This window comes from Streptomyces antibioticus (assembly GCF_002019855.1).
Lineage (GTDB): Bacteria > Actinomycetota > Actinomycetes > Streptomycetales > Streptomycetaceae > Streptomyces > Streptomyces antibioticus_B.
On the sequence record NZ_CM007717.1, the window covers coordinates 1,719,684 to 1,743,361 of the forward strand.

23 protein-coding genes are annotated in these 23,678 nt (G+C 71.1%); 1 reads left to right on the forward strand and 22 read right to left on the reverse strand.

Translation table 11 applies throughout. The features are described 5' to 3' along the window. Nucleotides 1-226: 226 nt before the first annotated feature. The 12 genes from coaBC to pyrR all read right to left on the reverse strand — a co-directional run bounded on the left by coaBC (nucleotide 227) and on the right by pyrR (nucleotide 13,069). Entirely contained in the window at nucleotides 227-1,429 is a 1,203-nt protein-coding gene (gene coaBC / locus AFM16_RS07600) for a bifunctional phosphopantothenoylcysteine decarboxylase/phosphopantothenate--cysteine ligase CoaBC (RefSeq protein WP_030785845.1), read from the reverse strand. Nucleotides 1,430-1,516: 87 nt separating this feature from the next. Further along, nucleotides 1,517-1,786: a DNA-directed RNA polymerase subunit omega gene (gene rpoZ, locus AFM16_RS07605; protein WP_030785847.1), complete on the reverse strand. Its 270-nt coding sequence runs from the start codon at nucleotides 1,784-1,786 to the stop codon at nucleotides 1,517-1,519. Between the two features lie 65 nt (nucleotides 1,787-1,851). Next, nucleotides 1,852-2,445: a guanylate kinase gene (gene gmk, locus AFM16_RS07610; RefSeq protein WP_030785849.1), complete on the reverse strand. Its 594-nt coding sequence runs from the start codon at nucleotides 2,443-2,445 to the stop codon at nucleotides 1,852-1,854. Between the two features lie 60 nt (nucleotides 2,446-2,505). Then, nucleotides 2,506-2,829, reverse strand: a complete 324-nt coding sequence (locus AFM16_RS07615; protein ID WP_026246651.1) for an integration host factor — start codon at nucleotides 2,827-2,829, stop codon at nucleotides 2,506-2,508. Between the two features lie 279 nt (nucleotides 2,830-3,108). Beyond that, entirely contained in the window at nucleotides 3,109-3,951 is an 843-nt protein-coding gene (pyrF, locus tag AFM16_RS07620; protein ID WP_030785852.1) for an orotidine-5'-phosphate decarboxylase, read from the reverse strand. Further along, nucleotides 3,948-5,054, reverse strand: coding sequence for a quinone-dependent dihydroorotate dehydrogenase (locus AFM16_RS07625; RefSeq protein ID WP_078632860.1), 1,107 nt, complete (start codon nucleotides 5,052-5,054; stop codon nucleotides 3,948-3,950). The genes pyrF and AFM16_RS07625 overlap by 4 nt, the downstream gene beginning before the upstream one ends. A gap of 53 nt (nucleotides 5,055-5,107) precedes the next feature. Further along, complete coding sequence (carB, locus tag AFM16_RS07630; protein WP_030785856.1) at nucleotides 5,108-8,416, reverse strand: carbamoyl-phosphate synthase large subunit; 3,309 nt, start codon at nucleotides 8,414-8,416, stop codon at nucleotides 5,108-5,110. Beyond that, nucleotides 8,409-9,566, reverse strand: coding sequence for a glutamine-hydrolyzing carbamoyl-phosphate synthase small subunit (carA, locus tag AFM16_RS07635; protein ID WP_030785858.1), 1,158 nt, complete (start codon nucleotides 9,564-9,566; stop codon nucleotides 8,409-8,411). The genes carB and carA overlap by 8 nt, the downstream gene beginning before the upstream one ends. Next, complete coding sequence (locus tag AFM16_RS07640; RefSeq protein WP_030785860.1) at nucleotides 9,563-10,135, reverse strand: PH-like domain-containing protein; 573 nt, start codon at nucleotides 10,133-10,135, stop codon at nucleotides 9,563-9,565. The genes carA and AFM16_RS07640 overlap by 4 nt, the downstream gene beginning before the upstream one ends. Continuing rightward, nucleotides 10,132-11,418, reverse strand: a complete 1,287-nt coding sequence (locus AFM16_RS07645; RefSeq protein WP_078632861.1) for a dihydroorotase — start codon at nucleotides 11,416-11,418, stop codon at nucleotides 10,132-10,134. The genes AFM16_RS07640 and AFM16_RS07645 overlap by 4 nt, the downstream gene beginning before the upstream one ends. 5 nt (nucleotides 11,419-11,423) lie before the next feature. Further along, nucleotides 11,424-12,404: an aspartate carbamoyltransferase catalytic subunit gene (locus tag AFM16_RS07650; protein WP_030785865.1), complete on the reverse strand. Its 981-nt coding sequence runs from the start codon at nucleotides 12,402-12,404 to the stop codon at nucleotides 11,424-11,426. A 101-nt stretch (nucleotides 12,405-12,505) separates the two neighbouring features. Next, a complete protein-coding gene (gene pyrR, locus AFM16_RS07655) occupies nucleotides 12,506-13,069 on the reverse strand; it encodes a bifunctional pyr operon transcriptional regulator/uracil phosphoribosyltransferase PyrR (protein WP_030785868.1) in 564 nt (187 codons plus the stop codon). A gap of 253 nt (nucleotides 13,070-13,322) precedes the next feature. Here pyrR and bldD point away from each other — a divergent pair, with 253 nt between their 5' ends. Continuing rightward, the gene (gene bldD / locus AFM16_RS07660) at nucleotides 13,323-13,823 is read left to right on the forward strand and encodes a transcriptional regulator BldD (protein WP_030785871.1); all 501 of its coding nucleotides are present in this window, start codon (nucleotides 13,323-13,325) and stop codon (nucleotides 13,821-13,823) included. Between the two features lie 198 nt (nucleotides 13,824-14,021). On the opposite strand, the gene nusB is transcribed toward bldD, so the two are convergent. From nusB to ruvX, 10 genes are all read right to left on the reverse strand, one after another. Beyond that, nucleotides 14,022-14,456 carry a transcription antitermination factor NusB gene (gene nusB, locus AFM16_RS07665; RefSeq protein ID WP_030785874.1) on the reverse strand — a complete coding sequence of 145 codons (435 nt, stop codon included), beginning with the start codon at nucleotides 14,454-14,456 and terminating at the stop codon, nucleotides 14,022-14,024. Nucleotides 14,457-14,458: 2 nt separating this feature from the next. Then, nucleotides 14,459-15,025 (reverse strand): elongation factor P, encoded by a 567-nt coding sequence (gene efp / locus AFM16_RS07670; RefSeq protein WP_030785876.1) that lies wholly within the window; start codon nucleotides 15,023-15,025, stop codon nucleotides 14,459-14,461. A gap of 52 nt (nucleotides 15,026-15,077) precedes the next feature. Continuing rightward, nucleotides 15,078-16,187, reverse strand: a complete 1,110-nt coding sequence (locus AFM16_RS07675; protein ID WP_030785878.1) for an aminopeptidase P family protein — start codon at nucleotides 16,185-16,187, stop codon at nucleotides 15,078-15,080. A 136-nt stretch (nucleotides 16,188-16,323) separates the two neighbouring features. Next, nucleotides 16,324-17,253 carry a Pro-rich N-terminal domain-containing protein gene (locus AFM16_RS07680; RefSeq protein WP_078632862.1) on the reverse strand — a complete coding sequence of 310 codons (930 nt, stop codon included), beginning with the start codon at nucleotides 17,251-17,253 and terminating at the stop codon, nucleotides 16,324-16,326. Between the two features lie 189 nt (nucleotides 17,254-17,442). Next, the gene (aroB, locus tag AFM16_RS07685; RefSeq protein WP_030785882.1) at nucleotides 17,443-18,537 is read right to left on the reverse strand and encodes a 3-dehydroquinate synthase; all 1,095 of its coding nucleotides are present in this window, start codon (nucleotides 18,535-18,537) and stop codon (nucleotides 17,443-17,445) included. Further along, a complete protein-coding gene (locus AFM16_RS07690; RefSeq protein ID WP_030785885.1) occupies nucleotides 18,534-19,049 on the reverse strand; it encodes a shikimate kinase in 516 nt (171 codons plus the stop codon). The genes aroB and AFM16_RS07690 overlap by 4 nt, the downstream gene beginning before the upstream one ends. Then, nucleotides 19,046-20,230, reverse strand: a complete 1,185-nt coding sequence (gene aroC, locus AFM16_RS07695) for a chorismate synthase (RefSeq protein ID WP_030785888.1) — start codon at nucleotides 20,228-20,230, stop codon at nucleotides 19,046-19,048. Before aroC ends, AFM16_RS07690 begins: the two co-directional genes overlap by 4 nt. 197 nt (nucleotides 20,231-20,427) lie before the next feature. Then, complete coding sequence (locus AFM16_RS07700) at nucleotides 20,428-21,282, reverse strand: shikimate dehydrogenase (protein WP_030785891.1); 855 nt, start codon at nucleotides 21,280-21,282, stop codon at nucleotides 20,428-20,430. Next, entirely contained in the window at nucleotides 21,263-23,083 is a 1,821-nt protein-coding gene (gene mltG, locus AFM16_RS07705) for an endolytic transglycosylase MltG (protein WP_078632863.1), read from the reverse strand. Before mltG ends, AFM16_RS07700 begins: the two co-directional genes overlap by 20 nt. Before the next feature lie 124 nt (nucleotides 23,084-23,207). Next, nucleotides 23,208-23,672 (reverse strand): Holliday junction resolvase RuvX, encoded by a 465-nt coding sequence (gene ruvX, locus AFM16_RS07710; RefSeq protein WP_030785898.1) that lies wholly within the window; start codon nucleotides 23,670-23,672, stop codon nucleotides 23,208-23,210. Between the last annotated feature and the right edge of the window lie 6 nt (nucleotides 23,673-23,678).

The window sequence follows — 23,678 nt, forward strand, 5'->3', positions numbered from 1 at the left end:
TGCAGCGGCTGCTGGCTGATCATGGGCGGACGGGCTCGGGGGCTGCGCCCGGCGCCGTCCGAGAAACAGTTTATCGGTCGCGCTCGACCACCGGCCCACCTGTCTCGCCTCTCGGGAGCGCTGTGACCTGCGGCACGGGCATTCTGCCCAATGCTGGGCACCCTTGGCCAGGGTCGCCACGCCCGAATCGAGCGCGGGACGGGGAACGGCGAAACGCATCAAACCCTCAGGTCAAGCGTGCCGTCACCAGGTCCCATACGATTTCGGCCAATGCCTCTTTGGGTCCGTGGGGCACCGGTGTCTCGCCCCCGTCGGCAGCCAGCACGATTGCCTCGTTCTCCTCGGAGCCGAACGTGCGACGCTCCCCCACTTCGTTCACCACCAGCAGATCGCAGCCCTTGCGGCGGAGCTTCGCGCGGCCGTTGGCCAGCACGTCGTCGGTCTCGGCCGCGAAGCCGACGACCACCTGCCCGGGGCGGGCGCGGTCGGCGGAGAGCTCCGCGAGGATGTCCGGATTCCGTACGAGGACGATCGGGTCGGGCTCCTTGCCGTCCTTCTTCTTGATCTTCCCGGAGGCGTACGCGGCGGGCCGGAAGTCGGCCACGGCGGCCGCCATCACCACCGCGTCGGCGTCGGTAGCGGCCTTGAGGACCTCTTCGCGCAGGTGCACGGCCGTGCCGACGGGGACGACGTCGACCCCGGCCGGGTCGGGCAGCCCGGTGTTGGCGGCGATCAGCGTGACTCGGGCGCCCCGGGCGGCGGCGGTGCGGGCGAGCGCGTAGCCCTGCTTGCCGGAGGAGCGGTTGCCGAGGAAGCGGACCGGGTCGAGGGGCTCGCGGGTGCCGCCGGCGCTGATCACGACATGGCGGCCGGCGAGGTCGGGTTCGCGGACGCCCCGGGCCAGGACACGGCGGCAGACCTCGAAGATCTCGGCGGGGTCGGGCAGCCGGCCCTTGCCGGTGTCCACGCCGGTCAGCCGGCCGACGGCCGGTTCGATCACGACGGCGCCGCGGCGGCGGAGCGTGGCGACGTTCTCCTGAGTGGCCGGGTGCTCCCACATCTCGGTGTGCATGGCGGGGGCGAAGACGACCGGACAGCGGGCCGTGAGCAGGGTGTTGGTGAGGAGGTCGTCGGCGAGGCCGTGGGCGGCCTTGGCCAGCAGGTCGGCGGTGGCCGGGGCGACGACGACCAGGTCGGCGTGCTGGCCGATCCGGACGTGCGGCACCTCGTGCACGTCGTCCCAGACCTCGGTGGAGACCGGGTGGCCGGAGAGCGCGGACCAGGTGGGGGCGCCCACGAAGCGCAGGGCGGAGGCGGTGGGGACCACCCGCACGTCATGGCCGGACTCCGTCAGTCTGCGCAGCAGCTCGCACGCCTTGTACGCGGCGATGCCACCGCTGACGCCCAGTACGACCTTCGGCTTGTCCACCGTCTCTCCCCACGCTCGGAAACGTACGCCCTCCATGACACACCACAGGCCCGGCAGTCGCGCTGCCGGGCCTGTGGTGGGGTGCTGTTACGCGGGGCCCTCGATGGCCTCGGAGGTCAGCAGACCCGCGTTGATCTCGCGCAGGGAGATCGAGAGCGGCTTCTCGTGGACGTGCGTGTCCACGAGCGGACCGACGTACTCGAGGAGGCCCTCGCCGAGCTGCGAGTAGTACGCGTTGATCTGACGGGCCCGCTTGGCCGCGTAGATCACGAGGCTGTACTTCGAGTCGGTGGCCTCGAGGAGCTCGTCGATCGGCGGGTTGATGATGCCCTCGGGCGCGGAGATGGAAGAGGACACGCTCTACCTTCCGATGGATGGGAAAAGACCGAAATCATGCACCGTGATCACGGAACAGGCTGTGATCACACGACATCCGTCAAGGCTAGCAGCTCGCGCGCCACATCCTCGACGGAGGTGTTGACCAGCGTCTCGTCGAACTCCGGCTCGGCCGCCAGTTCGACCTTCGCGGCCTCCAGACGCCGCTCGATCACCTCGGGCGGCTCGGTGCCGCGGCCGGTGAGCCGGCGCACCAGCTCCTCCCAGGAGGGCGGGGCGAGGAAGACGAGCCGGGCCTCGGGCATCGACTCACGGACCTGCCGGGCACCCTGGAGGTCGATCTCCAGGAGGACGGGCTCGCCCGCCTCCAGGCGCTCCAGCACCGCGGCACGCGGGGTGCCGTAGCGGTTGCCGGCGAACTCGGCCCACTCCAGCAGCTCGCCGTTGGCGATCAGCTTGTCCATCTCGTCGTCGGAGACGAAGAAGTAGTGGACGCCGTGCTTCTCGCCGGGCCGTGGCCTGCGGGTCGTCGCCGACACCGAGAGCCAGAGCTCGGGGTGCTCCTTGCGCATATGGGCGACGACCGTGCTCTTGCCGACCCCTGAGGGGCCGGAGAGCACGGTCAGCCGCGGACGTACGTCCGGGGGCTCGGGGGTCGTCCCCCGGAATGTTGCAGCCATGCAGCGATTATTCCAGCAATCCCGGAGTGCCCGGGACTCCCTTCCCGGCAGTGGCCGGTGTCAGGCGCCGGTGCTGCCGAACTCACGCTCCAGGGAAGCGATCTGGTTGGACCCGAGACCGCGCACACGGCGGCTCTCGGAGATGCCGAGTCGCTCCATGATCTGCTTGGCGCGGACCTTGCCCACGCCCGGCAGGGACTCGAGCAGGGCGGAGACCTTCATCTTGCCGATGACGTCGTTCTCCTGACCCTGCTTGATGACCTCGTGCAGGGAGGCGCCGGAGTGCTTGAGTCGATTCTTGACCTCGGCCCGCTCCCGGCGAGCCGCGGCGGCCTTTTCGAGCGCGGCTGCGCGCTGTTCGGGGGTAAGGGGCGGAAGAGCCACGCCTACGTCACCTCGGATGTCGAACTGTCGGATACGGACCGGTGAGGAACCGGAAGGCGCCTCACCTATGGAGCTACGAGCAAGACGCTCTGCCCGTTCACTCTGCTCGGAGACTAGCGGCCAAGTCCGCCCGAGTCAGCGAGAACAGCGGAAAAGTCCTGGTCAGCCTCTGTCAGGACAGGACATTCCAGACATACTGCCCCGGATTTGAGGATGTATCCAGCCTCAAACGGTCCAAGACCCACTCATCGGAGGTTTGAAAAGCGCGCGGACGGGGTCTCAGGCGGACGTCAACGTGACGCGGATCTCCTCCGCGAAGCGTTCCGCCGCGTCACGCAGGGCGCTCACGTCGGGACCGTGGCGGAGCACGCCCCGGCTGACGCTCGGCACGACGTTGCGCAGCGCGCTGCCGAAGACCCGCGGCAGATCCTTCGGCGTGGCCCCCTGGGCGCCCACTCCCGGCGCGAGGAGCGGACCGTTGATGCCGAGGTCGTAGGACGACAGATCGCCCAGGGTGGCGCCGACGACGGCGCCGAAGGACCCCAGGGGCTCCTCCCCCGCGTTCTCGACGGCCAGGTGCGCCAGCATGGTCGCGCCCACGTCCCGGCCGTCCGCGCGCACCGCGTGCTGGACCTCGCCGCCCTCCGGGTTGGAGGTCAGCGCCAGGACGAACAGACCCGCGCCGCTCTCCCGGGCCAGCGCCACGGCCGGGCTCAGCGAGCCGTAGCCGAGGTACGGGGAGACGGTGAGGGCGTCGGAGAACGCCGGGGCGTCCTTGTGCAGGAAGGATTCGGCGTAGGCGGCCATGGTCGAGCCGATGTCGCCGCGCTTGGCGTCCATCACGACCAGGGCGCCGGCGGCCCTGGCCTCCTGGACCGACTTCTCCAGCACGGCGATCCCGCGCGAGCCGAACCGCTCGAAGAACGCGCTCTGCGGCTTCAGGACGGCGATCCGGTCGGCCATCGCCTCGACGACCGTACGACTGAACCGCTCCAGGCCCGCCACGTCGTCGTTCAGGCCCCATTCGAGGAGCAGGGAGGCGTGCGGGTCGATGCCCACGCAGAGCGGGCCGCGCTCGTCCATCGCCCGCCGCAGTCGCGCGCCGAAGGGTTCCATGGTCATGCCGTTGTCCTCACGTCGGCGCCGACCGCGTCGGCAAGAGTGGCGTACGGGCTCGTGCGCAGCCGGGCGGCGAGCCCCTTGTGCAGGGCGCGGGACCAGAAGGGCCCCTCGTAGACGAAGGCGCTGTAGCCCTGGATCAGCGTGGCGCCGGCCAGGATGCGCTGCCAGGCGTCCTCGGCGTTCTCGATGCCGCCGACGCCGACCAGGGTGATCCGGTCGCCCACGCGCGCGTACAGGCGGCGCAGGACCTCCAGGGAGCGGGCCTTGAGGGGGGCTCCGGACAGTCCGCCGGTCTCGCCGACCGCCGCGGGGTCGGAGCGCAGGCCGAGGCCCTCGCGCGCGATGGTGGTGTTGGTGGCGATGATGCCGTCCAGGCCCAGTTCGACGGCGAGGTCGGCGACCGCGTCCACGTCCTCGTCGGCGAGGTCCGGGGCGATCTTCACCAGCAGCGGGACGTGCCGCGCGGGCACGGTGCGGTCGGCGGCCTCGCGGACGGCGCTCAGCAGCGGCCGCAGGGCCTCGGTGGCCTGGAGGTTGCGCAGCCCGGGGGTGTTGGGCGACGACACGTTCACGACCAGGTAGTCGGCGTACGGGGCGAGCCGCTCGGTCGACTTCACGTAGTCGCCGACGGCCTCCTCCTCCGGTACGGCCTTGGTCTTGCCGATGTTGACGCCCACGACGGTGCGGAACACCGGCGTACGGGAGGCCAGGCGGGCGGCGACGGCGAGCGAGCCCTCGTTGTTGAAGCCCATGCGGTTGATGAGCGCCCGGTCCTTCACTAGCCGGAACAGCCGCTTCTTCGGGTTGCCGGGCTGCGGCTCGCCGGTGACCGTGCCGATCTCGACGTGGTCGAAGCCCAGCATCGACATCCCGTCGATCGCGACGGCGTTCTTGTCGAAGCCGGCGGCGAGTCCGAAGGGGCCGTGCATGCGCAGCCCGAACGCCTCGGTGCGCAGCTCCTCGAAGCGCGGGGCGAGGGCGGCGGCGACGAAAGTGCGCAGGACCGGGACGCGGGCGGCGAGGCGGATCCAGCGGAAGGCCAGGTGGTGCGCCTGCTCCGGGTCCATCCGGGTGAACACCAGACGGAAGAAAAGCTTGTACATCACTGTGTCCTCATACGGAGGGGGACACCGTTTCCGGTGTCCCCCTCGGGCTGCTAGTCGCGGGCCGCGGTCAGATGTTGCGCGTGTTCCTGGAGCGAGCGGACGCCCACACCTCCGTGGTTGAGGGCGTCGATGCCCTGGACGGCGGCGGCGAGCGCCTGGACCGTCGTCAGGCACGGCACGGACCGGGCCACGGCCGCCGTACGGATGTCGTAGCCGTCGAGGCGGCCGCCGGTGCCGTACGGGGTGTTGACGATGAGGTCGACCTCGCCGTCGTGGATGAGCTGGACGATGGTCTTCTCGCCGTTGGGTCCGGTGCCCTCGGACTGCTTGCGCACCACGGTGGCGTTGATGCCGTTGCGCTTGAGGACCTCGGCGGTGCCGGAGGTGGCGAGGAGTTCGAAGCCGTGGGCGACCAGCTCGCGCGCCGGGAAGATCATCGAGCGCTTGTCGCGGTTGGCGACCGAGATGAACGCGCGTCCCTTGGTGGGCAGCGGTCCGTACGCGCCCGCCTGCGACTTGGCGTACGCCGTGCCGAAGACGGAGTCGATGCCCATGACCTCGCCGGTGGAGCGCATCTCCGGGCCGAGGATGGTGTCGACGCCGCGTCCGGAGGTGTCCCGGAAGCGGCTCCACGGCATCACGGCCTCCTTGACGGAGATCGGCGCGTCCAGCGGCAGTTCGCCGCCGTCGCCGTTGGCCGGGAGCAGGCCCTCGGCGCGCAGTTCGGCGACGGTCGCGCCCAGCGAGATGCGGGCGGCGGCCTTCGCCAGCGGCACCGCGGTCGCCTTCGAGGTGAAGGGGACCGTGCGGGACGCGCGCGGGTTGGCCTCCAGGACGTAGAGGATGTCGCCGGCCATCGCGAACTGGATGTTGATCAGGCCGCGCACGCCGACGCCCTTGGCGATCGCCTCGGTGGAGGCGCGCAGCCGCTTGATGTCGAAGCCGCCCAGGGTGATCGGGGGCAGGGCGCACGCCGAGTCGCCGGAGTGGATGCCGGCCTCCTCGATGTGCTCCATGACGCCGCCGAGGTACAGCTCGTGGCCGTCGTAGAGGGCGTCGACGTCGATCTCGATGGCGTCGTCGAGGAAGCGGTCGACCAGGACCGGCCGGGTGGGGCTGATCTCGGTCGACTCGGCGATGTAGGCGGACAGCCGGGTCTCGTCGTAGACGATCTCCATGCCGCGGCCGCCGAGGACGTACGACGGCCGGACCAGGACCGGGTAGCCGATCTCGTCGGCGATGGCCTTGGCCTCGGCGAAGGTGGTGGCGGTGCCGTGCTTGGGGGCCGGCAGTCCGGCCTCGGCGAGCACCCGGCCGAACGCGCCGCGGTCCTCGGCGGCGTGGATGGCCTCGGGCGGGGTGCCGACGATCGGCACGCCGTTGTCCTTGAGCGCCTGCGCCAGGCCCAGCGGGGTCTGGCCGCCGAGCTGGACGACGACACCGGCGATCGGTCCGGCCTGCGCCTCCGCGTGGACGATCTCCAGCACGTCCTCCAGGGTGAGCGGCTCGAAGTAGAGCCGGTCGGAGGTGTCGTAGTCGGTGGAGACGGTCTCCGGGTTGCAGTTGACCATGACGGTCTCGAACCCGGCGTCGGAGAGCGCGAAGGAGGCGTGGACGCAGGAGTAGTCGAACTCGATGCCCTGGCCGATGCGGTTGGGGCCCGAGCCCAGGATGATCACCGCGGGCTTCTCGCGCGGCGCGACCTCGCTCTCCTCGTCGTAGGAGGAGTAGAAGTACGGGGTCTTCGCGGCGAACTCGGCGGCGCAGGTGTCGACCGTCTTGTAGACCGGGCGCACGCCCAGCGCGTGCCGGACCTCGCGCACCACGTCCTCGCGCAGCCCGCGGATCTCGGCGATCTGCTGGTCGGAGAAGCCGTGCCGCTTGGCCTCGGCGAGCAGCTCCCCGGTCAGCTCGGGGGCGTCCGCCAGCTCGTCGGCGATCTCCTTGATCAGGAAGAGCTGGTCGACGAACCAGGGGTCGATCTTCGTGTGGTCGAAGACCTCCTCCGGGGTGGCGCCCGCGCGGATCGCCTGCATGACGGTGTTGATCCGGCCGTCGGTGGGGCGCACGGACGCGGCCAGCAGCTCGGCCTTGTCGCCGGTCTCGCCGACGAAGGTGAACTGGCTGCCCTTCTTCTCCAGGGAGCGCAGCGCCTTCTGGAACGCCTCGGTGAAGTTGCGGCCGATGGCCATGGCCTCGCCCACCGACTTCATGGTGGTGGTGAGGGTGGAGTCGGCGGAGGGGAACTTCTCGAAGGCGAAGCGCGGGGCCTTGACGACGACGTAGTCGAGGGTCGGCTCGAAGGAGGCCGGGGTCTCGCGCGTGATGTCGTTCGGGATCTCGTCCAGGGTGTAGCCGACGGCGAGCTTGGCCGCGATCTTGGCGATCGGGAAGCCGGTCGCCTTGGAGGCGAGCGCCGAGGACCGCGACACGCGCGGGTTCATCTCGATGACGATGACGCGGCCGTCCTCGGGGTTCACCGCGAACTGGATGTTGCAGCCGCCGGTGTCCACGCCGACCTCGCGGATCACGGCGATGCCGATGTCCCGCAGGATCTGGTACTCGCGGTCGGTCAGCGTCATCGCCGGGGCGACGGTGATCGAGTCGCCGGTGTGCACGCCCATGGGGTCGAAGTTCTCGATGGAGCAGACGACCACGACGTTGTCGTGCTTGTCGCGCATCAGCTCCAGCTCGTACTCCTTCCAGCCGAGGATGGACTCCTCCAGGAGCACCTCGGTGGTCGGGGAGAGCGTGAGGCCCTGGCCCGCGATGCGGCGCAGCTCCTCCTCGTCGTGCGCGAAGCCGGAGCCGGCGCCGCCCATGGTGAAGGAGGGGCGGACGACGACCGGGTAGCCGCCCAGCTCGTCCACACCGGCGAGGACCTCGTCCATGGTGTGGCAGATGACCGAGCGGGCGGACTCGCCGTGCCCGATCTTGCGGCGGACCTCCTCCACGACCTCCTTGAACAGGTCGCGGTCCTCGCCCTTGTTGATCGCCTCGACGTTGGCGCCGATCAGTTCGACGCCGTACTTCTCCAGGACGCCGTTCTCGGCGAGCGAGATCGCCGTGTTGAGGGCCGTCTGGCCGCCCAGGGTGGGCAGCAGCGCGTCGGGGCGCTCCTTGGCGATGATCTTCTCGACGAACTCGGGGGTGATCGGCTCGACGTAGGTGGCGTCGGCGATCTCCGGGTCGGTCATGATCGTCGCCGGGTTGGAGTTGACCAGGATCACCCGCAGGCCCTCGGCGCGCAGGATGCGGCACGCCTGGGTGCCGGAGTAGTCGAACTCGGCGGCCTGGCCGATGACGATCGGGCCGGAGCCGATGACCAGGACGGACTGGATATCGGTGCGCTTAGGCACGCTGGCCCTCCATCGGGACTGTGCTCATCAAAGACGTGAAGCGGTCGAACAGGTAGGCGGCGTCGTGCGGGCCGGCTGCCGCTTCGGGGTGGTACTGGACGGAGAAGCCGGGCTGGTCGAGCAGCCGCAGCCCCTCCACGACGTCGTCGTTGAGGCAGACGTGGGAGACCTCGGCGCGGCCGAACGGCGTCTCGCTGACCCGGTCGAGCGGCGCGTCCACGGCGAAGCCGTGGTTGTGCGCGGTGACCTCGACCTTGCCGGTCGTCCGGTCCTGGACCGGCTGGTTGATGCCCCGGTGGCCGTACTTCAGCTTGTAGGTGCCGAAGCCGAGGGCGCGGCCGAGGATCTGGTTGCCGAAGCAGATGCCGAACAGCGGGGTCTTCCGCTCCAGGACGGCGGTCATCAGGGCGACCGGTCCGTCGGCGGTGGCGGGGTCGCCGGGGCCGTTGGAGAAGAACACGCCGTCGGGGTTCACGGCGTAGACGTCGTCGACGGTGGCGGTCGCGGGCAGGACGTGCACCTCGATGCCGCGCTCGGCCATGCGGTGCGGGGTCATGCCCTTGATGCCGAGGTCGATCGCGGCGACCGTGAAGCGCTTCTCGCCGATCGCGGGGACGACGTACGCCTCCTTGGTGGCGACCTCCTCGTAGAGGCTGGCGCCCTTCATCTGCGGCTGGGCCAGCACGCGCGCGACGAGGTCGGCCTCGGGGGCGACGGCCTCGCCGGAGAAGATGCCCGCGCGCATCGAGCCGCGCTCGCGGAGGTGGCGGGTGAGGGCGCGGGTGTCGATGCCGGAGATGCCGACCACGTCCTGCCGCTCCAGCTCGTCGTCCAGCGACCGCTTGGCGCGCCAGTTGGACGGCACACGCGCGGGGTCGCGCACGACATAGCCGGAGACCCAGATGCGGCCGGACTCGTCGTCCTCGTCGTTCCAGCCGGTGTTGCCGATCTGTGGGGCGGTCGCGACGACGATCTGGCGGTCGTACGACGGGTCGGTCAGGGTCTCCTGGTAGCCGGTCATGCCGGTGGAGAACACCGCTTCCCCGAAGGTCTCCCCCACGGCCCCGTAGGCGCGGCCGCGGAAGATCCGGCCGTCCTCCAGGACGAGTACGGCGGGAACCTTGGTGGCCCCCCTGGTGGAGGTGGTCATCGTGCGCCTTCCGTCGTTTCCGTCTTTTCGATCATGGAGTTGATGGCGGTGACCCACTCGGTGTGCTCCGCCGCGCGGTCGGAGCGGAAGCCCGAGTCGAGCAGCCGGTCGCCGTGCGCCCAGGTCACCACCAGCAGGCCGCCCTCGGTGAGGACCTTGCCCGCGATGCCCTTGCCCAGCAGGGCCTCGCGCAGCGCGGCGGCGGGGATGAAGAAGTCGGTCGCGCCGGGGCGTACGACGTCCAGGCCCGCGTCGGTGAGCGTCAGCTCGACGCGGCTGCGGGTGCCCAGGCCGTGCGCCACGATGCGGTCGAGCCACTGTCCCGCCGTGGTGGAGCCGTGGTAGCGGCCGCTCATCGTCAGTTTCGCCGCACCGGGCTCGGACGGCGCGGTGGGCAGCTCGGGCAGGTCGCCCTGGAGGGTGCCGCGCCACTTCCAGCCCTCGCGCATCAGCCAGTAGACGAGCGCGATGAACAGCAGCAGACCGACGACCCAGCCGGCGCGTGCCGCCCAGTCGGTCACTTCGGCCGACTTCCGGTCGGCCGCGAGCAGGAGTGCAGCAGATGTCACGTGAGCTTCCCGTCGACTAGCGTGGCCTTGCCCCGGAGCCAGGTGTGCGTCACACGGCCCGGCAGCTCACGCCCCTCGTACGGGGTGTTCCGGCTGCGCGAGGCGAAGCCCGCGGGGTCAACGGATCCACGGTATGCCGTGTCCACGAGCGTGAGGTTGGCGGGCTCACCTGCCGAGACGGGGCGTCCGTGGCCGCTCGCCCGGCCGATCCGCGCGGGCGCGAAGGACATCCGGTCGGCGACCTCGGCCCAGGTCAGCAGGCCCGTGTCCACCATGGTGTCCTGGACCACCGACAGCGCGGTCTCCAGGCCGACCATGCCCATGGCGGCCGCGGCCCACTCGCAGTCCTTGTCCTCGTGCGGGTGGGGGGCGTGGTCGGTGGCGACGATGTCGATGGTGCCGTCGGCGAGCGCCTCGCGCAGGGCGAGCACGTCCCGCTCGGTGCGCAGCGGCGGGTTGACCTTGTAGACCGGGTTGTAGGTGCGCACCAGCTCGTCGGTGAGGAGGAGGTGGTGCGGGGTGACCTCGGCGGTGACGTCGATGCCGCGGGACTTGGCCCAGCGGACGATCTCGACCGAGCCGGCGGTGGAGAGGTGGCAGATGTGGACGCGGGAGCCGACGTGCTCGGCGAGCAGGACGTCCCGGGCGATGATCGACTCCTCGGCCACCGCGGGCCAGCCCCCGAGGCCCAGTTCGGCGGAGACGACGCCCTCGTTCATCTGGGCGCCCTCGGTCAGCCGGGGCTCCTGGGCGTGCTGGGCGACGACCCCGCCGAACGCCTTCACGTACTCCAGGGCGCGCCGCATGATCACGGCGTCGTCGACGCACTTGCCGTCGTCGGAGAAGACGGTGACGCCGGCGGCCGATTCGTGCATGGCGCCCAGTTCGGCGAGCTTGCGGCCCTCCAGGCCGACGGTGACGGCGCCGATCGGCTGTACGTCGCAGTAGCCGTGCTCACGGCCCAGGCGCCAGACCTGCTCGACCACGCCGGCGGTGTCGGCGACGGGGAAGGTGTTGGCCATGGCGAAGACGGCCGTGTAGCCGCCGGAGGCGGCCGCGCGGGTGCCGGTGAGGACGGTCTCGGAGTCCTCTCGGCCGGGCTCGCGCAGATGCGTGTGCAGGTCGACCAGACCGGGCAGCAACACCCGGCCCGCCGCCTCGACGACCTCGGCGTCCTCGGCGTCCAGGTCCTGGCCCACCGCGGCGACGGTCTCGCCGTCGATCAGGACGTCCTGCGGTTCGCCGCCGAGCACCTTCGCACCGCGGATCAGGATCTTGCTCATCGTTGTCACTTCTCCTCGGTGGTGCGGGCGTGGCTGACGGCGGGTTCGTTGCCGCCGAGCAGCAGATAGAGCACGGCCATCCGGATGGACACGCCGTTGGCGACCTGCTCGACGACGGTGCAGCGGTCGGAGTCGGCGACCTCGGCGGTGATCTCCATGCCCCGCACCATCGGGCCGGGGTGCATCACGATGGCGTGCTCGGGCATCCGCGCCATCCGCTCGCCGTCGAGGCCGTAGCGCCGGGAGTACTCGCGCTCGGTGGGGAAGAACGCGGCGTTCATCCGCTCGCGCTGGACGCGCAGCATCATCACGGCGTCGGACTTCGGCAGGGTGGAGTCGAGGTCGTAGGAGACCTCGCAGGGCCAGGTCTCGACGCCGACCGGCACCAGGGTGGGCGGGGCGACCAGGGTGACCTCGGCGCCGAGGGTGTGCAGCAGGTCGACGTTGGAGCGGGCGACCCGGCTGTGCAGGACGTCCCCGACGAGGGTGACGCGCTTGCCGGCGAGGTCCTGGCCGATCCCGGCGTCCCGGCCGATCAGCCGGCGGCGCATGGTGAAGGCGTCCAGGAGGGCCTGGGTGGGGTGCTGGTGGGTGCCGTCACCGGCGTTGATGACGGCCGCGTCGATCCACCCGGAGGTGGCGAGGCGGTAGGGGGCCCCGGAGGCGCCGTGCCGGATGACGACGGCGTCGACGCCCATGGCCTCCAGCGTCTGCGCGGTGTCCTTCAGGGACTCGCCCTTGGAGACGCTGGACCCCTTGGCGGTGAAGTTGATGACGTCCGCGGAGAGGCGCTTCTCGGCGGCCTCGAAGGAGATGCGCGTACGCGTGGAGTCCTCGAAGAACAGGTTGACGACCGTGCGGCCGCGCAGGGTCGGCAGCTTCTTGATGGGCCGGTCGGCGACCCGGGCCATCTCCTCGGCGGTGTCGAGGATCAGGACGGCGTCGTCGCGGGTGAGATCGGCGGCCGAGATGAGATGACGCTGCATCTGTCAGGCTCCGTAAGGCAGATCGAGAGATTCAGGAGATTCCGGGCAGGCAGGGGCACGGCGAGGGGACGTACGGCCCGAGGGGGCCGCACGCGCGCGTGCTACTGCCGGGCGGTCGGCTTCGCACCGAGCAGCACGGTGTCGCGACCGTCCTCCTCGGCGAGCTGGACCTTGACCGTCTCCCGCAACGACGTGGGGAGGTTCTTGCCGACGTAGTCGGCGCGGATGGGCAGTTCGCGGTGGCCGCGGTCGACGAGGACGGCGAGCTGGACCGCGCGCGGGCGCCCGATGTCGTTCAGCGCGTCGAGGGCGGCGCGGATGGTGCGGCCCGAGAAGAGCACGTCGTCCACGAGGACGACCAGCCGGCCGTCGATGCCGTCACCGGGGATCTCGGTGCGGGCCAGCGCACGCGGCGGGTGCATGCGCAGGTCGTCGCGGTACATGGTGATGTCGAGGGAGCCCACCGGGATCTTGCGGTCGGTGATCTGCTCCAGCTTGGCGGCGAGCCGCTGGGCGAGGAAGACGCCGCGGGTCGGGATGCCGAGGAGCACCACGTCGTCGGCGCCCTTGGCGCGCTCGACGATCTCGTGGGCGATGCGGGTCAGTACCCGCGCGATGTCGGGGCCTTCGAGAACGGGCCGCGCATCGGACGCTTGAGTGTCCATACGAAGAGGACCTCCTTCTCCGCCTCACGGGACGGACCTTAAAGGACGTCGGGTTTGCGCCATCCACGGTAGCAGGCCGGGACGACACCCCTGATCACCCCCTTGGCGTAATCAGCCATCGCGGGCACGGAAGAGTCGGTGTGGACCATTCGGCTTGACGCAGCAGAATCACGCTGCGTAACCTCACAGTGAGTTACCAGCCGCGCGGCACGGAACCAAAGCCAGTAGCGTCGACCCAATGCCGGGGAGCTATATGTCCAGCGAATACGCCAAACAGCTCGGGGCCAAGCTCCGGGCGATCCGCACCCAGCAGGGCCTTTCCCTCCACGGTGTCGAGGAGAAGTCCCAGGGACGCTGGAAGGCGGTCGTGGTCGGTTCGTACGAGCGCGGCGACCGTGCCGTGACCGTGCAGCGTCTTGCCGAACTGGCTGATTTCTACGGCGTACCCGTGCAGGAACTGCTGCCGGGCACCACCCCGGGCGGCGCCGCCGAGCCCCCGCCGAAGCTGGTCCTGGACCTGGAGCGGCTGGCCCATGTGCCGGTCGAGAAGGCGGGCCCCCTCCAGCGCTACGCGGCGACGATCCAGTCCCAGCGCGGCGACTACAACGGCAAGGTGCTCTCGATCCGCCAGGACGACCTGCGCACCCTCGCCGTCATCTACGACCAGTCGCCCTCGGTCCTCACCGAGCAGCTCATCAGCTGGGGCGTGCTGGACGCGGACGCGCGTCGCGCGGTGTCCCACGAGGAGAACTGAGCGGGAACCGAGCGCCGTGGCGACTCAGCAGAAACGTGCCGCCGGGGTGGCCGGAACCTGATGGTTCCGGCCACCCCGGCGGTGTTTCAGGGGCCCGTGGGGCTCCTGGGAGCAGGCGCGGGCACCGCGGGAGCCCCGGACACGCCGGAGGGCCCACAGCGTGCTGCTGCGGGCCCTCCGGCGTTGTCGTACCGGCGCTTACGCCTCGTCGCGGCGCAGCGACGGCTTGAGTTCCTTCAGCCGGCCGAGCAGGCCGTTGACGAACGAGGGCGACTCGTCCGTGGAGAACTCCTTCGCGAGCTGCACCATCTCGTCGAGGACGACGGCGTCCGGGGTCTCGTCGACCCAGATCAGCTCGTAGGCGCCCAGCCGCAGGAGGTTGCGGTCGACGACCGGCATCCGGTCGAGCGTCCAGCCGACGGCGTACTGGGAGATCAGGTCGTCGATCCGCCGCGCGTGCCCGGCGTAGCCCTCGACGAGCTGCATCGTGTACTCGCTGACCGGCGGCTGCCGGGTGTCGGCCCGGGAGAGCCGCACCCAGTCCGCGAGGACCGTCAGGACATCGGCTTCGCGCTGGTCGCCCTCGAAGAGGATCTGGAAGGCACGCTTGCGGGCCGTGTTGCGGGCAGCCACGGTTAGCTGTTCACCCGGCCGAGGTAGTCGCTGGTGCGGGTGTCGACCTTGATCTTCTCACCGGTGGTGATGAAGAGCGGGACCTGGATCTGGTGACCGGTCTCCAGGGTGGCGGGCTTGGTGCCACCGGTGGAGCGGTCGCCCTGGAGGCCCGGCTCGGTCTCCTGGATGACCAGCTCGACGGCGGCCGGCAGCTCGACGAAGAGCACCTCGCCCTCGTGCTGGGCGACGGTGGCGGTGAAGCCCTCGACCAGGAAGTTCGCGGCGTCGCCGACCGTCTTGCGGTCGATCATGAGCTGGTCGTACGTGTCCATGTCCATGAAGACGAAGTACTCGCCGTCCATGTACGAGAACTGCATGTCGCGCTTGTCGACAGTGGCCGTCTCGACCTTGACGCCGGCGTTGAAGGTCTTGTCGACCACCTTGCCGGACAGCACGTTCTTGAGCTTGGTGCGCACGAAGGCCGGGCCCTTGCCGGGCTTGACGTGCTGGAACTCGACGACGGACCAGAGCTGGCCGCCTTCGAGCTTGAGCACCAGGCCGTTCTTGAGGTCGTTCGTGGAAGCCACGGTTGCGGAATCTCCTGGACTGACGTGGACGACCCCGGGGGCACGCACCTGCCTAGAGGGCGAGCAGCTCCTTGGTCGTGATGGTGAGTAGCTCGGGTCCGCCGTCCGCCTCGGGGCGTACGACGAGCGTGTCATCGATCCGGACGCCGCCCCGGCCCGGGAGGTGGACCCCCGGTTCGACGGTGACCGGCACGCAAGCGTCCAGTTTACCCATGGCCGCGGGGGCCAACTGCGGGTCCTCGTCGATTTCGAGTCCGACGCCGTGCCCGGTGAGCGCCGGAAGGCCCTCGTGGTGCCCGGCGGAGCCCAGTACCTGGCGGGCCGCGCGGTCCACGTCACGGTAGGCGGCGCCCGGTACCAGGCTCTCCCGTCCGGCGCGCTGGGCGGCGAAGACCAGGTCGTACAGCTCGATCTGCCAGTCGGCGGGAGAGGTCCCGATGACGAACGTTCGGCCGATCTCGCAGCGGTAGCCGCGGTAGGCCGCGCCCAGGCAGACGGAGAGGAAGTCGCCCTCCTCCACCCGGCGGTCCGTGGGCCGGTGGCCGCGGCGGCCGGAGTTCGGGCCGGTGGCGACGGAGGTGGGGAAGGCGGGCCCGTCGGCGCCGTGGTCGACCAGCCGCCGTTCCAGCTCCAGGGCGAGATGGCGTTCGGTGCGGCCCACCAGGATGGATTCCAGCAGCTCGCCGAGGGCCTGGTCGGCGATCTCGGCGCCGATCCGCAGACAGGAGATCTCCTCCTCGTCCTTGACGACCCTGAGCTGTTCGACGGCGGTGCCCAGGTCGGCGACGCGCAGCCGGGGGACGACCGAGCGCAGTTCGCGGTGGCGGGCGACGGTGAGGTGGTGTTCCTCGATGGCGAGGGAGTCCCCGCCGGGCCGGGCCGTCAGGAGGTCGGCCGCCGCGACGGCCGGGTCGCCGCCGGGTCGGGACAGGAGGTGGACGCGCAGACTGTCGTCCGGCCGCTCCTCGCCGGGGCGGTCGTCGGACGGTCCCGGGCAGACGAGGACGTCCTCCCCCTTGCCCAGGAGCAGCACGGCGCCGCGCGGGGCGGCTCCGGCGAGGTACCTCACATTGGCCGGACTGGAGACGAGCGCTGCCGCGTTGCCGGCCGCGGTGCAGCGTTCCCTCAGGCGGGTTCGGCGAGACGCGTACAGGTCTGACATGAGTCGAGCGTAGGAGCCATGCCCGGATTGTGCCGGTTGGGAGGGGCCGAGTGGGGTGCCCTCCCCGGCCCCCGGGTGGCCGGACTCACCACTTGGGCTGGCTCACCACTTGAGCGGACTCACCGCTTGGGCGGGCTCACCACTTGGGCGGGCTCGCGATCGCGCGGGCCAGCACCTCGTCCAGGACCCGTGCCGTCGACGGGACGTCCAGCGCGGTGTTGTCGATGATCGGCAGGCCCGAGCCGTACCACCCGGCCATCCGGCCGTGGATGCGGGCGACCTCCTCGTCGGTGAGGCGGCGGTTGCCCGAGCGTTTCGCGTTGCGCTCCAGGACGACTTCCAGGCCGGGCAGCAGGACGACCGGCAGGAGCCCCGGGCCGACGTGGCGCTTCCAGCCGCCGAGGCCGACGGCCGGGCGGTCCGGGAAGATCGCGTCGTCGAGGATGCACGAGATGCCGTTGGCCAGGAAGTTGCGGGCGGCGAAGCCGCAGGTGCGGCGGGCCAGGCGGTACTGGGCCTCCGAGTGGTCGTTCCACCCGCTCTGCGGGTCGGCGAAGCCGGAGCGGACCCATTCGCGGACGTCGTCCAGGCTGATGTGGGCGGTGGGCACCCGGCGGTGGTCGGCCCAGAACTTGGCGACGCTGGTCTTCCCGGCGCCCGCGGGCCCGATGAGCAGCACCGCGAGGGTGGTGGCGCCCGGGTCGGGGGCGGTCGCGGCGGGCGGCACGCTGGGCATGGGGACCGGACCGCCCGGGGGCAGCGGAAGATGCCCGGTGACCTCGGTGCCGGAGGAGCCGGGCGGGTGGGACGCGTGCGACGGTCCGGGCGGGGCCGGCGGAACGGGCGCGTGCTGCGGAGCCGGGGGTGGCGGGACCGGGGGGACCGGTGGCTGCGGAGCGGGCGGCACCGGGCCCGAGGGTGCGCCGACGAAGCCCGGCGGGGGCGGCGGCGGGGCGCCGCCCGGCTGGTGCGGCCCCGGCAGATGTGCGGCCGACGACCAGCCGGCGGCCGGACCGTGCCCCGGCTGGTGGGGCGGCGGCAGCGGAGAACCCACTGCGTGCTGCATCCGGTGCCACTCCGTCTCGTACAGGCGATGGGCGCTGACGACGGGAACGTATGCCCCCGTTTTCGATTCTGAACGGTACCGCCCCCGACCGTCGTTTGGTGAACGGCCGGGGGCGGCCCGAAGTGCCCGGTGTGCCCGGCGAATCGGGCGGAAGGGAACGTGGGGGACGTAGTGTCCTCCTGCTCGGACCTACTGTCCGACTTCCCCGTAGGCGGCGAGCAGCACCGCCGGGTCGGGGCCCTCCAGGACGGTCGGCTTGGCCAGCCCGTCGAGGACGATGAACCGCAGCAGATCGCCGCGGGACTTCTTGTCGACCTTCATGGTCTCCAGCAGCTTGGGCCACTGGTCGTAGCGGTAGAACAGCGGCAGCCCGACGGACTCCAGGACCGTGCGGTGCCGGTCGGCCGTGGCGTCGTCCAACCGCCCTGCGAGGCGGCCCAGTTCGGCGGCGAAGTGCATGCCGACGGAGACGGCGGCGCCGTGCCGCCACTTGTAGCGCTCGTTCTTCTCGATGGCGTGCGCGAGGGTGTGGCCGTAGTTGAGGATCTCCCGCAGCCCGGACTCCTTGAGGTCGGAGGAGACGACGTCCGCCTTGACCTGGATGGAGCGCTCGATCAGCTCGGCGGTGTGCGGTCCGGCCGGGGTGCGCGCGGCCTCCGGGTCGGCCTCGATGAGGTCGAGGATCACCGGGTCGGCGATGAAACCGGCCTTGATGATCTCGGCGAGCCCGGAGACGTAGTCGTTGACCGGGAGGGAGTCCAGCGCGGCCAGGTCGCACAGGACACCGGCCGGCGGGTGGAAGGCGCCGACGAGGTTCTTGCCCTCGGCGGTGTTGATGCCGGTCTTGCCGCCGACGGCCGCGTCGACCATGGCCAGGACGGTGGTCGGGACGGCGATCCAGCGCACCCCGCGCAGCCAGGTGGCGGCCACGAACCCGGCGAGGTCGGTGGTGGCGCCGCCGCCGACGCCCACCACGACGTCGGTGCGGGTGAACCCGGACTGGCCGAGCGCCTTCCAGCAGTAGGCGGCGACCTCGGCGGTCTTGGCCTCCTCCGCGTTGGGCACCTGGATGGCGACGGCCTCGTAGCCCTGTTCGGCCAGGTCGGCGCGGAGCGCGTCACCGGTCTCGGCGAGCGCCTCGGGGTGGATCACGGCGACGCGCTTGACGCGGTCGCCGATCAGCCCGCCGAGTTCACCGAGGAGCTGACGGCCGACCAGGACCTCGTACGGATCCGAGCCCGCACTGCCGCCGACCCTGATCCGTGTTACCGACTCGCTGCTCATGCGTCCTTCAACTCCAGTGCGTCCAGGGCGACTCGGGCGACCTCTTCGGCCGTACGGCCGTCGGTGGCCACCACGGCCGTGGCGACGCCCTCGTACAGGTGGCGGCGGGCGTCCATCAGCTCGCGCCACTGCTTGCGCGGGTTGACCGCGAGCAGCGGGCGGGCGACGCCCAGGCCGGTGCGCCGGACGGCCTCCTCGACGTCCATCGACAGATAGAGCACCCGCTGTCCGGCCAGCAGGGCGCGGGTGTCCGCGTCCAGGACCGCGCCGCCGCCGAGGGAGAGGACGCCGGTGTGCTCGGTGAGCGCCCGGGCCACGGCCTGCTTCTCGATCGCGCGGAAGGCGTCCTCGCCCTCGTCGACGAAGATCTCCGCGATGCTGCGGCCCTGCTCGGCGACGATGTCGTCGTCGGTGTCCCGGTAGCCGGTGCCCAGCCGCTCGGCCAGCAGCAGCCCCACGGTGGACTTGCCGACGCCCATCGGCCCGACCAGGACGACCAGCGGCCCGCTCATCGGATGTGCAGGTTGTCGAGGTACGAGCGGACGTTGCGGCGGGTCTCGGGCACGCTGTCCCCGCCGAACTTCTCGGCGACCGCGTCCGCGAGGACGAGCGCCACCATGGCCTCGGCGACGATGCCGGCCGCGGGCACCGCGCAGACGTCGGAGCGCTGGTGGTGGGCCTGGGCGGCCTCGCCGGTGACCACGTCGACGGTCCGCAGGGCGCGCGGGACGGTCGCGATCGGCTTCATCGCGGCGCGCACGCGCAGCAGCTCGCCGGTGGTCAGACCGCCCTCGGTGCCGCCGGAACGGCCGGAGGAGCGCCGGATGCCCTCGGGCGTGGTGAGGATCTCGTCGTGGGCCTTGGAGCCGGGCACGCGCGCGAGGTCGAAGCCGTCGCCGACCTCGACGCCCTTGATGGCCTGGATGCCCATGAGGGCGGCGGCCAGCCGGGCGTCCAGCCGGCGGTCCCAGTGCACGTGCGAGCCGAGGCCCACCGGCACGTCGTGGGCGAGCACCTCGACGACGCCGCCGAGGGTGTCGCCGTCCTTGTGGGCCTGGTCGATCTCCGCGACCATCGCCTTCGACGCGTCCGCGTCCAGGCAGCGCACCGGGTCGGCGTCGAGCTTCTCGACGTCGGCGGGGGTCGGGTAGACGCCGTAGGGGGCCTTGGCGGCGGCCAGTTCGACGACATGCGAGACGATCTCGATGCCGGCCGTCTCCTTGAGGTACGACCGGGCGACCGCGCCGAGGGCGACCCGGGCCGCCGTCTCGCGGGCGGAGGCGCGCTCCAGGATCGGGCGGGCCTCGTCGAAGCCGTACTTCTGCATACCGGCCAGGTCGGCGTGGCCGGGGCGGGGGCGGGTCAGGGGCGCGTTGCGCGCGAGGCCCGCGAGGATCTCCGGGTCGACCGGGTCCGCCGCCATGACCTGGTCCCACTTGGGCCATTCGGTGTTGCCGACCATGATCGCGACCGGGGAGCCGAGGGTGAGTCCGTGCCGGACGCCGCCGAGGAAGGTGACCTCGTCGCGCTCGAACTTCATCCGGGCGCCGCGTCCATAGCCGAGCCGCCGCCGCGCCAGATGGTCGGCCACCATCTCCGTGGTGATCGGCACGCCGGCGGGAAGGCCCTCCAGCGTCGCGACAAGTGCGGGACCGTGGGACTCCCCCGCGGTCAGCCAACGCAGCCTGCTCAACGATGCTCCTCAGTCTCGCGCCCTGGTACTGCCCTGCGCACGCGTGTCCTCGCGTACGACGTCGACGCCGACCGGGTGCGCGGCCCCGGCCCGCCACCTCCGATCCTCCCACGTCCCGGCCCGTGGACCGGCCCCGGTCCACGAAGCGGACGCGAGGATGTCAGCTACGGTGCCGCCGGGCGGGAGGCGGGCAGCGGTCAGACCTCGGGGTCCTGCCGCGCGGCCAGGGCCTGTTCGCCCGCCTTGCGCATGACCTCGACCGGGACGGGGGTCCGGCCGGTCATCTGCTCCACCTGGAGTACCGCCTGGTGGACGAGCAGGTCGAGGCCGCTGACGACCGCGCCGCCGAACATCGACCAGCGGGCGGCCAGTTCGGTGGGCCAGGGGTCGTAGAGCACGTCGAAGAGGGTGGTGGGCCGCTCCGGTACGGCGACGGCGAGGGCGTCGGTGGTCCCGGCCGGGGTGGTCGCGACGACCAGCGGGAAGCGCAGGGCCTGCGCCGCGTCCGCCCAGTCGGCGATCCGCACCTCGACGTCGAGCCGCTCGCCCCACTCCCGCATCTCGACGGCCCGCGCCGCGCTGCGCACGTACGCGACGATCTCGCCGGTGCAGATCCGGGACAGCGCGGCCAGGGCCGAGGAGGCGGTGGCGCCGGCGCCCAGGATCGCGGCGGAGTCGACCTGCTCGACGCCGTGCTCGCGCAGCGCGGCGACCATCCCGGGGATGTCGGTGTTGTCGCCGGTCCGGCGGCCGTCCTCGCCGAAGACGAGGGTGTTGACCGCGCCCACGGAGGCCGCCGTCTCGCTGATCTCGTCGAGCAGGGGGATGACCGCGCGCTTGAGCGGCATGGTCAGCGAGAGACCGGCCCATTCGGGGCCGAGCCCGTCGACGAAGCCGGGCAGGGCCGCCTCGTCGATCTCGAAGCGGTCGTACGTCCAGCCGGTCAGCTCCAGCGCCTCGTACGCGGCGCGGTGCAGCGCCGGGGAGAGCGAGTGGGCGATGGGACTGCCGAGAACTGCGGCCCGGCGGGCGTCAGTTGCCCCTGCTTGCATTGAACTTGTCCTTGAGCTTCTGGAATTCCGCGGCGGTCCTGGCGAATTCGGTCTTGCTCACACCGTCGGTGGCCACGAAGTAGATCCAGCCGGAACTGGTCGGGTTCAGCGTGGCCTTCATCGCGTCCGCACCGGGGTTGCCGATCGGCCCCGGCGGCAGACCCTTGTTGGTGTAGGTGTTGTACGGGTCCTTGTTGCTGTTGATCTCGGACTCGCTGATCTGGATCTTGCTCTCGTTCCTCAGGTAGTTGAAGGTCGAGTCGAACTGGAGCAACTGGTAGGTCTCGGTGTTCGTCGGCTTGAGCCGGTTGTAGACGACCTCCGCCATCTTGCGGTAGTCGTCCAGCGTCTTGCCCTCGGCCTGGACCAGGCTGGCGACGGTGACGACCTGGAGCGGCCCGTCCAGCTTGAGCTCCTTCGCCTTCGCCTCCAGGTCGTACTTCTCGTAGACCTCGTTGGCCCGGGCGACCATCGGCTTCAGGACCGCCTCGGGCTTCATGCCCTTGGCCGCGGGATAGGTGCCCGGGTAGAGGAAGCCCTCCAGCGGGTCCTTGATGTCCTCGTCGTCGTTCGCCCAGTCGGGCAGGCCGAGTTCGTCGAACTTCGACTCCGCGACCTTCCGGGTGGTGCCGGCGGCGAGGTCGAGCTTCTCGTCGATGATCTTGTAGACCTGGATGTTGCGGTGCCCGGGATTGACCATCACATTGGCCTGGCTGGCCGGGTCGAGCATCATCTCGACGGCGCTCTCCGCGGACATCTCCTTCTTCAGGATGTACGCGCCCGCCTGGATCTTGTCGCCGTCGGGATTGCTCGTGAAGGCGGACACGAACGCGTCGACGCTCCTCACCACCCCGGCCTCCTTCAGGAGCTGGCCGATCCTGGCCCCGCCCGAGCCCTCGGGGACCTGCACGCTCACCGACTGGCCGGAGCCGTCGCCCGAGTAGTCCGGGGCCGCGCCGTAACGATTCTGGTAGAAGCTGTAGCCGAAGTAGGTGATCCCACCCAGACCACCGGCGAACACCAGTGCGACGACCAGGCAGGCGCAGCCGTTGCGGCTCTTCTTGCCCTGGGGGCCCTTGCCGTCCTTCGCGCCCTTGCCGCCACGGCCCCGGCGGTCACCGCGTCCGCCGCCGCGCCGTTCGGGCTCGTCCTCGTCGTCGCCCCCGCCGCCCCGGCCGGCCCGGGCGTACCGGTCGTCCTCGTCGTCATCGTCGGCCCCGCCGCCCGTGAAGAACGGGTGCTCGTCCTGCTCCTCGGGGTCCGGGTCCCAGTCCGGTTTCCGCTCGGGCTCCGTCTGCGTCCTCGGCTCGGCACCCGGCTCGGGGTGCCGGCGGGCGGGCGGCTCCGGCGGCGGATAGGCGTCCTGGGTGCCGTAGAAGTCGGGCTGCTCGGCGCCGTACGCGGCGGCCTGCTGGCCGTACGGGTCACCCGGGTCGGGGGCGTAGGGGACGTGCGCGTGCGTGCCCGTGCCGTCCCAGCCGCCCTCGTGATACCCCTCCTGGTAGCCCTGCTGCTGGGCCTGATGGGCGTACTGCTGATGATCGTAGGACTGCTGCTGGCCGTAGCCCTGCTGGTCGTACGACTGCTGCGGGTACTGCTGCTGGCCGTACTGCTGCGGCTGGCCCTGACCCCAGTCGCCGTACTGCGCCTGCTGCTGCGGGTAGGGGTGCTGCTGCTGGCCGCCGTAGGCAGGCTGCTGTCCGGCCATGGGGGCCTGCTGCCCTTCCCATCCGCCGTCCCCGTACAACGGGTCCTCCGGATGCCACGGTTCGGAGCCTGGACCCCGGCCATACTCAGTCATCGATCCCCTAGAGCCGCGAGGCGGCGATCACGCGGCTTGCACGGGCCGGTCATCGTGTCCGCCTCTCTTTGTGCGGTGGCTGTTCGAACACCACCGCATCGCGCGGAACGTTACCGTATCGCGATCAGATGACCACTTCGACGCCCTCGCCCGGTGCTTTACCTGACACCCGTTCGGATTCCAGCGCCTGCTGAAGGATGATCACAGCGGCTGCCTGGTCGATGACCGAACGGCCCTTCTTGGATTTCACCCCCGAGGCACGCAGTCCCTGACTGGCCGTCACGGTCGTCATCCGCTCGTCCACCAGCCGGACCGGCACCGGAGCGATGCCCTTGGCCAGCTCCCCCGCGAAGGCGCGGACCTTGACCGCGGCCGGGCCCTCGCCCCCCTTGAGGGAGCGAGGGAGACCGACGACGACCTCGATCGGTTCGTACTCCTCGACCAACTGCCGCAGCCTGCGGTGGGCCGCCGGGACGTCCCGGCCGGGGACCGTCTCCACCGGGGTGGCGAGGATCCCGTCGGGGTCGCACGAGGCGACCCCGATCCGGGCGTCCCCGACGTCGATCGCGAGCCGACGGCCCTTGCGCATGGCCTG

Excerpts from the sequence above, each read along its gene's own strand:
- gmk (WP_030785849.1), bottom strand. The coding sequence starts at position 2,445 with ATGGCTGCAACATTCCGGGGGACGACCCCCGAGCCCCCGGACGTACGT.
- pyrF (WP_030785852.1), bottom strand. The coding sequence starts at position 3,951 with ATGACCATGGAACCCTTCGGCGCGCGACTGCGGCGGGCGATGGACGAG.
- AFM16_RS07625 (WP_078632860.1), bottom strand. The coding sequence starts at position 5,054 with ATGTACAAGCTTTTCTTCCGTCTGGTGTTCACCCGGATGGACCCGGAG.
- carA (WP_030785858.1), bottom strand. The coding sequence starts at position 9,566 with ATGACCACCTCCACCAGGGGGGCCACCAAGGTTCCCGCCGTACTCGTC.
- AFM16_RS07645 (WP_078632861.1), bottom strand. The coding sequence starts at position 11,418 with ATGAGCAAGATCCTGATCCGCGGTGCGAAGGTGCTCGGCGGCGAACCG.
- AFM16_RS07650 (WP_030785865.1), bottom strand. The coding sequence starts at position 12,404 with ATGCAGCGTCATCTCATCTCGGCCGCCGATCTCACCCGCGACGACGCC.
- pyrR (WP_030785868.1), bottom strand. The coding sequence starts at position 13,069 with ATGGACACTCAAGCGTCCGATGCGCGGCCCGTTCTCGAAGGCCCCGAC.
- bldD (WP_030785871.1), top strand. The coding sequence starts at position 13,323 with ATGTCCAGCGAATACGCCAAACAGCTCGGGGCCAAGCTCCGGGCGATC.
- AFM16_RS07675 (WP_030785878.1), bottom strand. The coding sequence starts at position 16,187 with ATGTCAGACCTGTACGCGTCTCGCCGAACCCGCCTGAGGGAACGCTGC.
- AFM16_RS07680 (WP_078632862.1), bottom strand. The coding sequence starts at position 17,253 with ATGCAGCACGCAGTGGGTTCTCCGCTGCCGCCGCCCCACCAGCCGGGG.
- aroB (WP_030785882.1), bottom strand. The coding sequence starts at position 18,537 with ATGAGCAGCGAGTCGGTAACACGGATCAGGGTCGGCGGCAGTGCGGGC.
- AFM16_RS07690 (WP_030785885.1), bottom strand. The coding sequence starts at position 19,049 with ATGAGCGGGCCGCTGGTCGTCCTGGTCGGGCCGATGGGCGTCGGCAAG.
- AFM16_RS07700 (WP_030785891.1), bottom strand. The coding sequence starts at position 21,282 with ATGCAAGCAGGGGCAACTGACGCCCGCCGGGCCGCAGTTCTCGGCAGT.
- mltG (WP_078632863.1), bottom strand. The coding sequence starts at position 23,083 with ATGACTGAGTATGGCCGGGGTCCAGGCTCCGAACCGTGGCATCCGGAG.
- ruvX (WP_030785898.1), bottom strand. The coding sequence starts at position 23,672 with ATGCGCAAGGGCCGTCGGCTCGCGATCGACGTCGGGGACGCCCGGATC.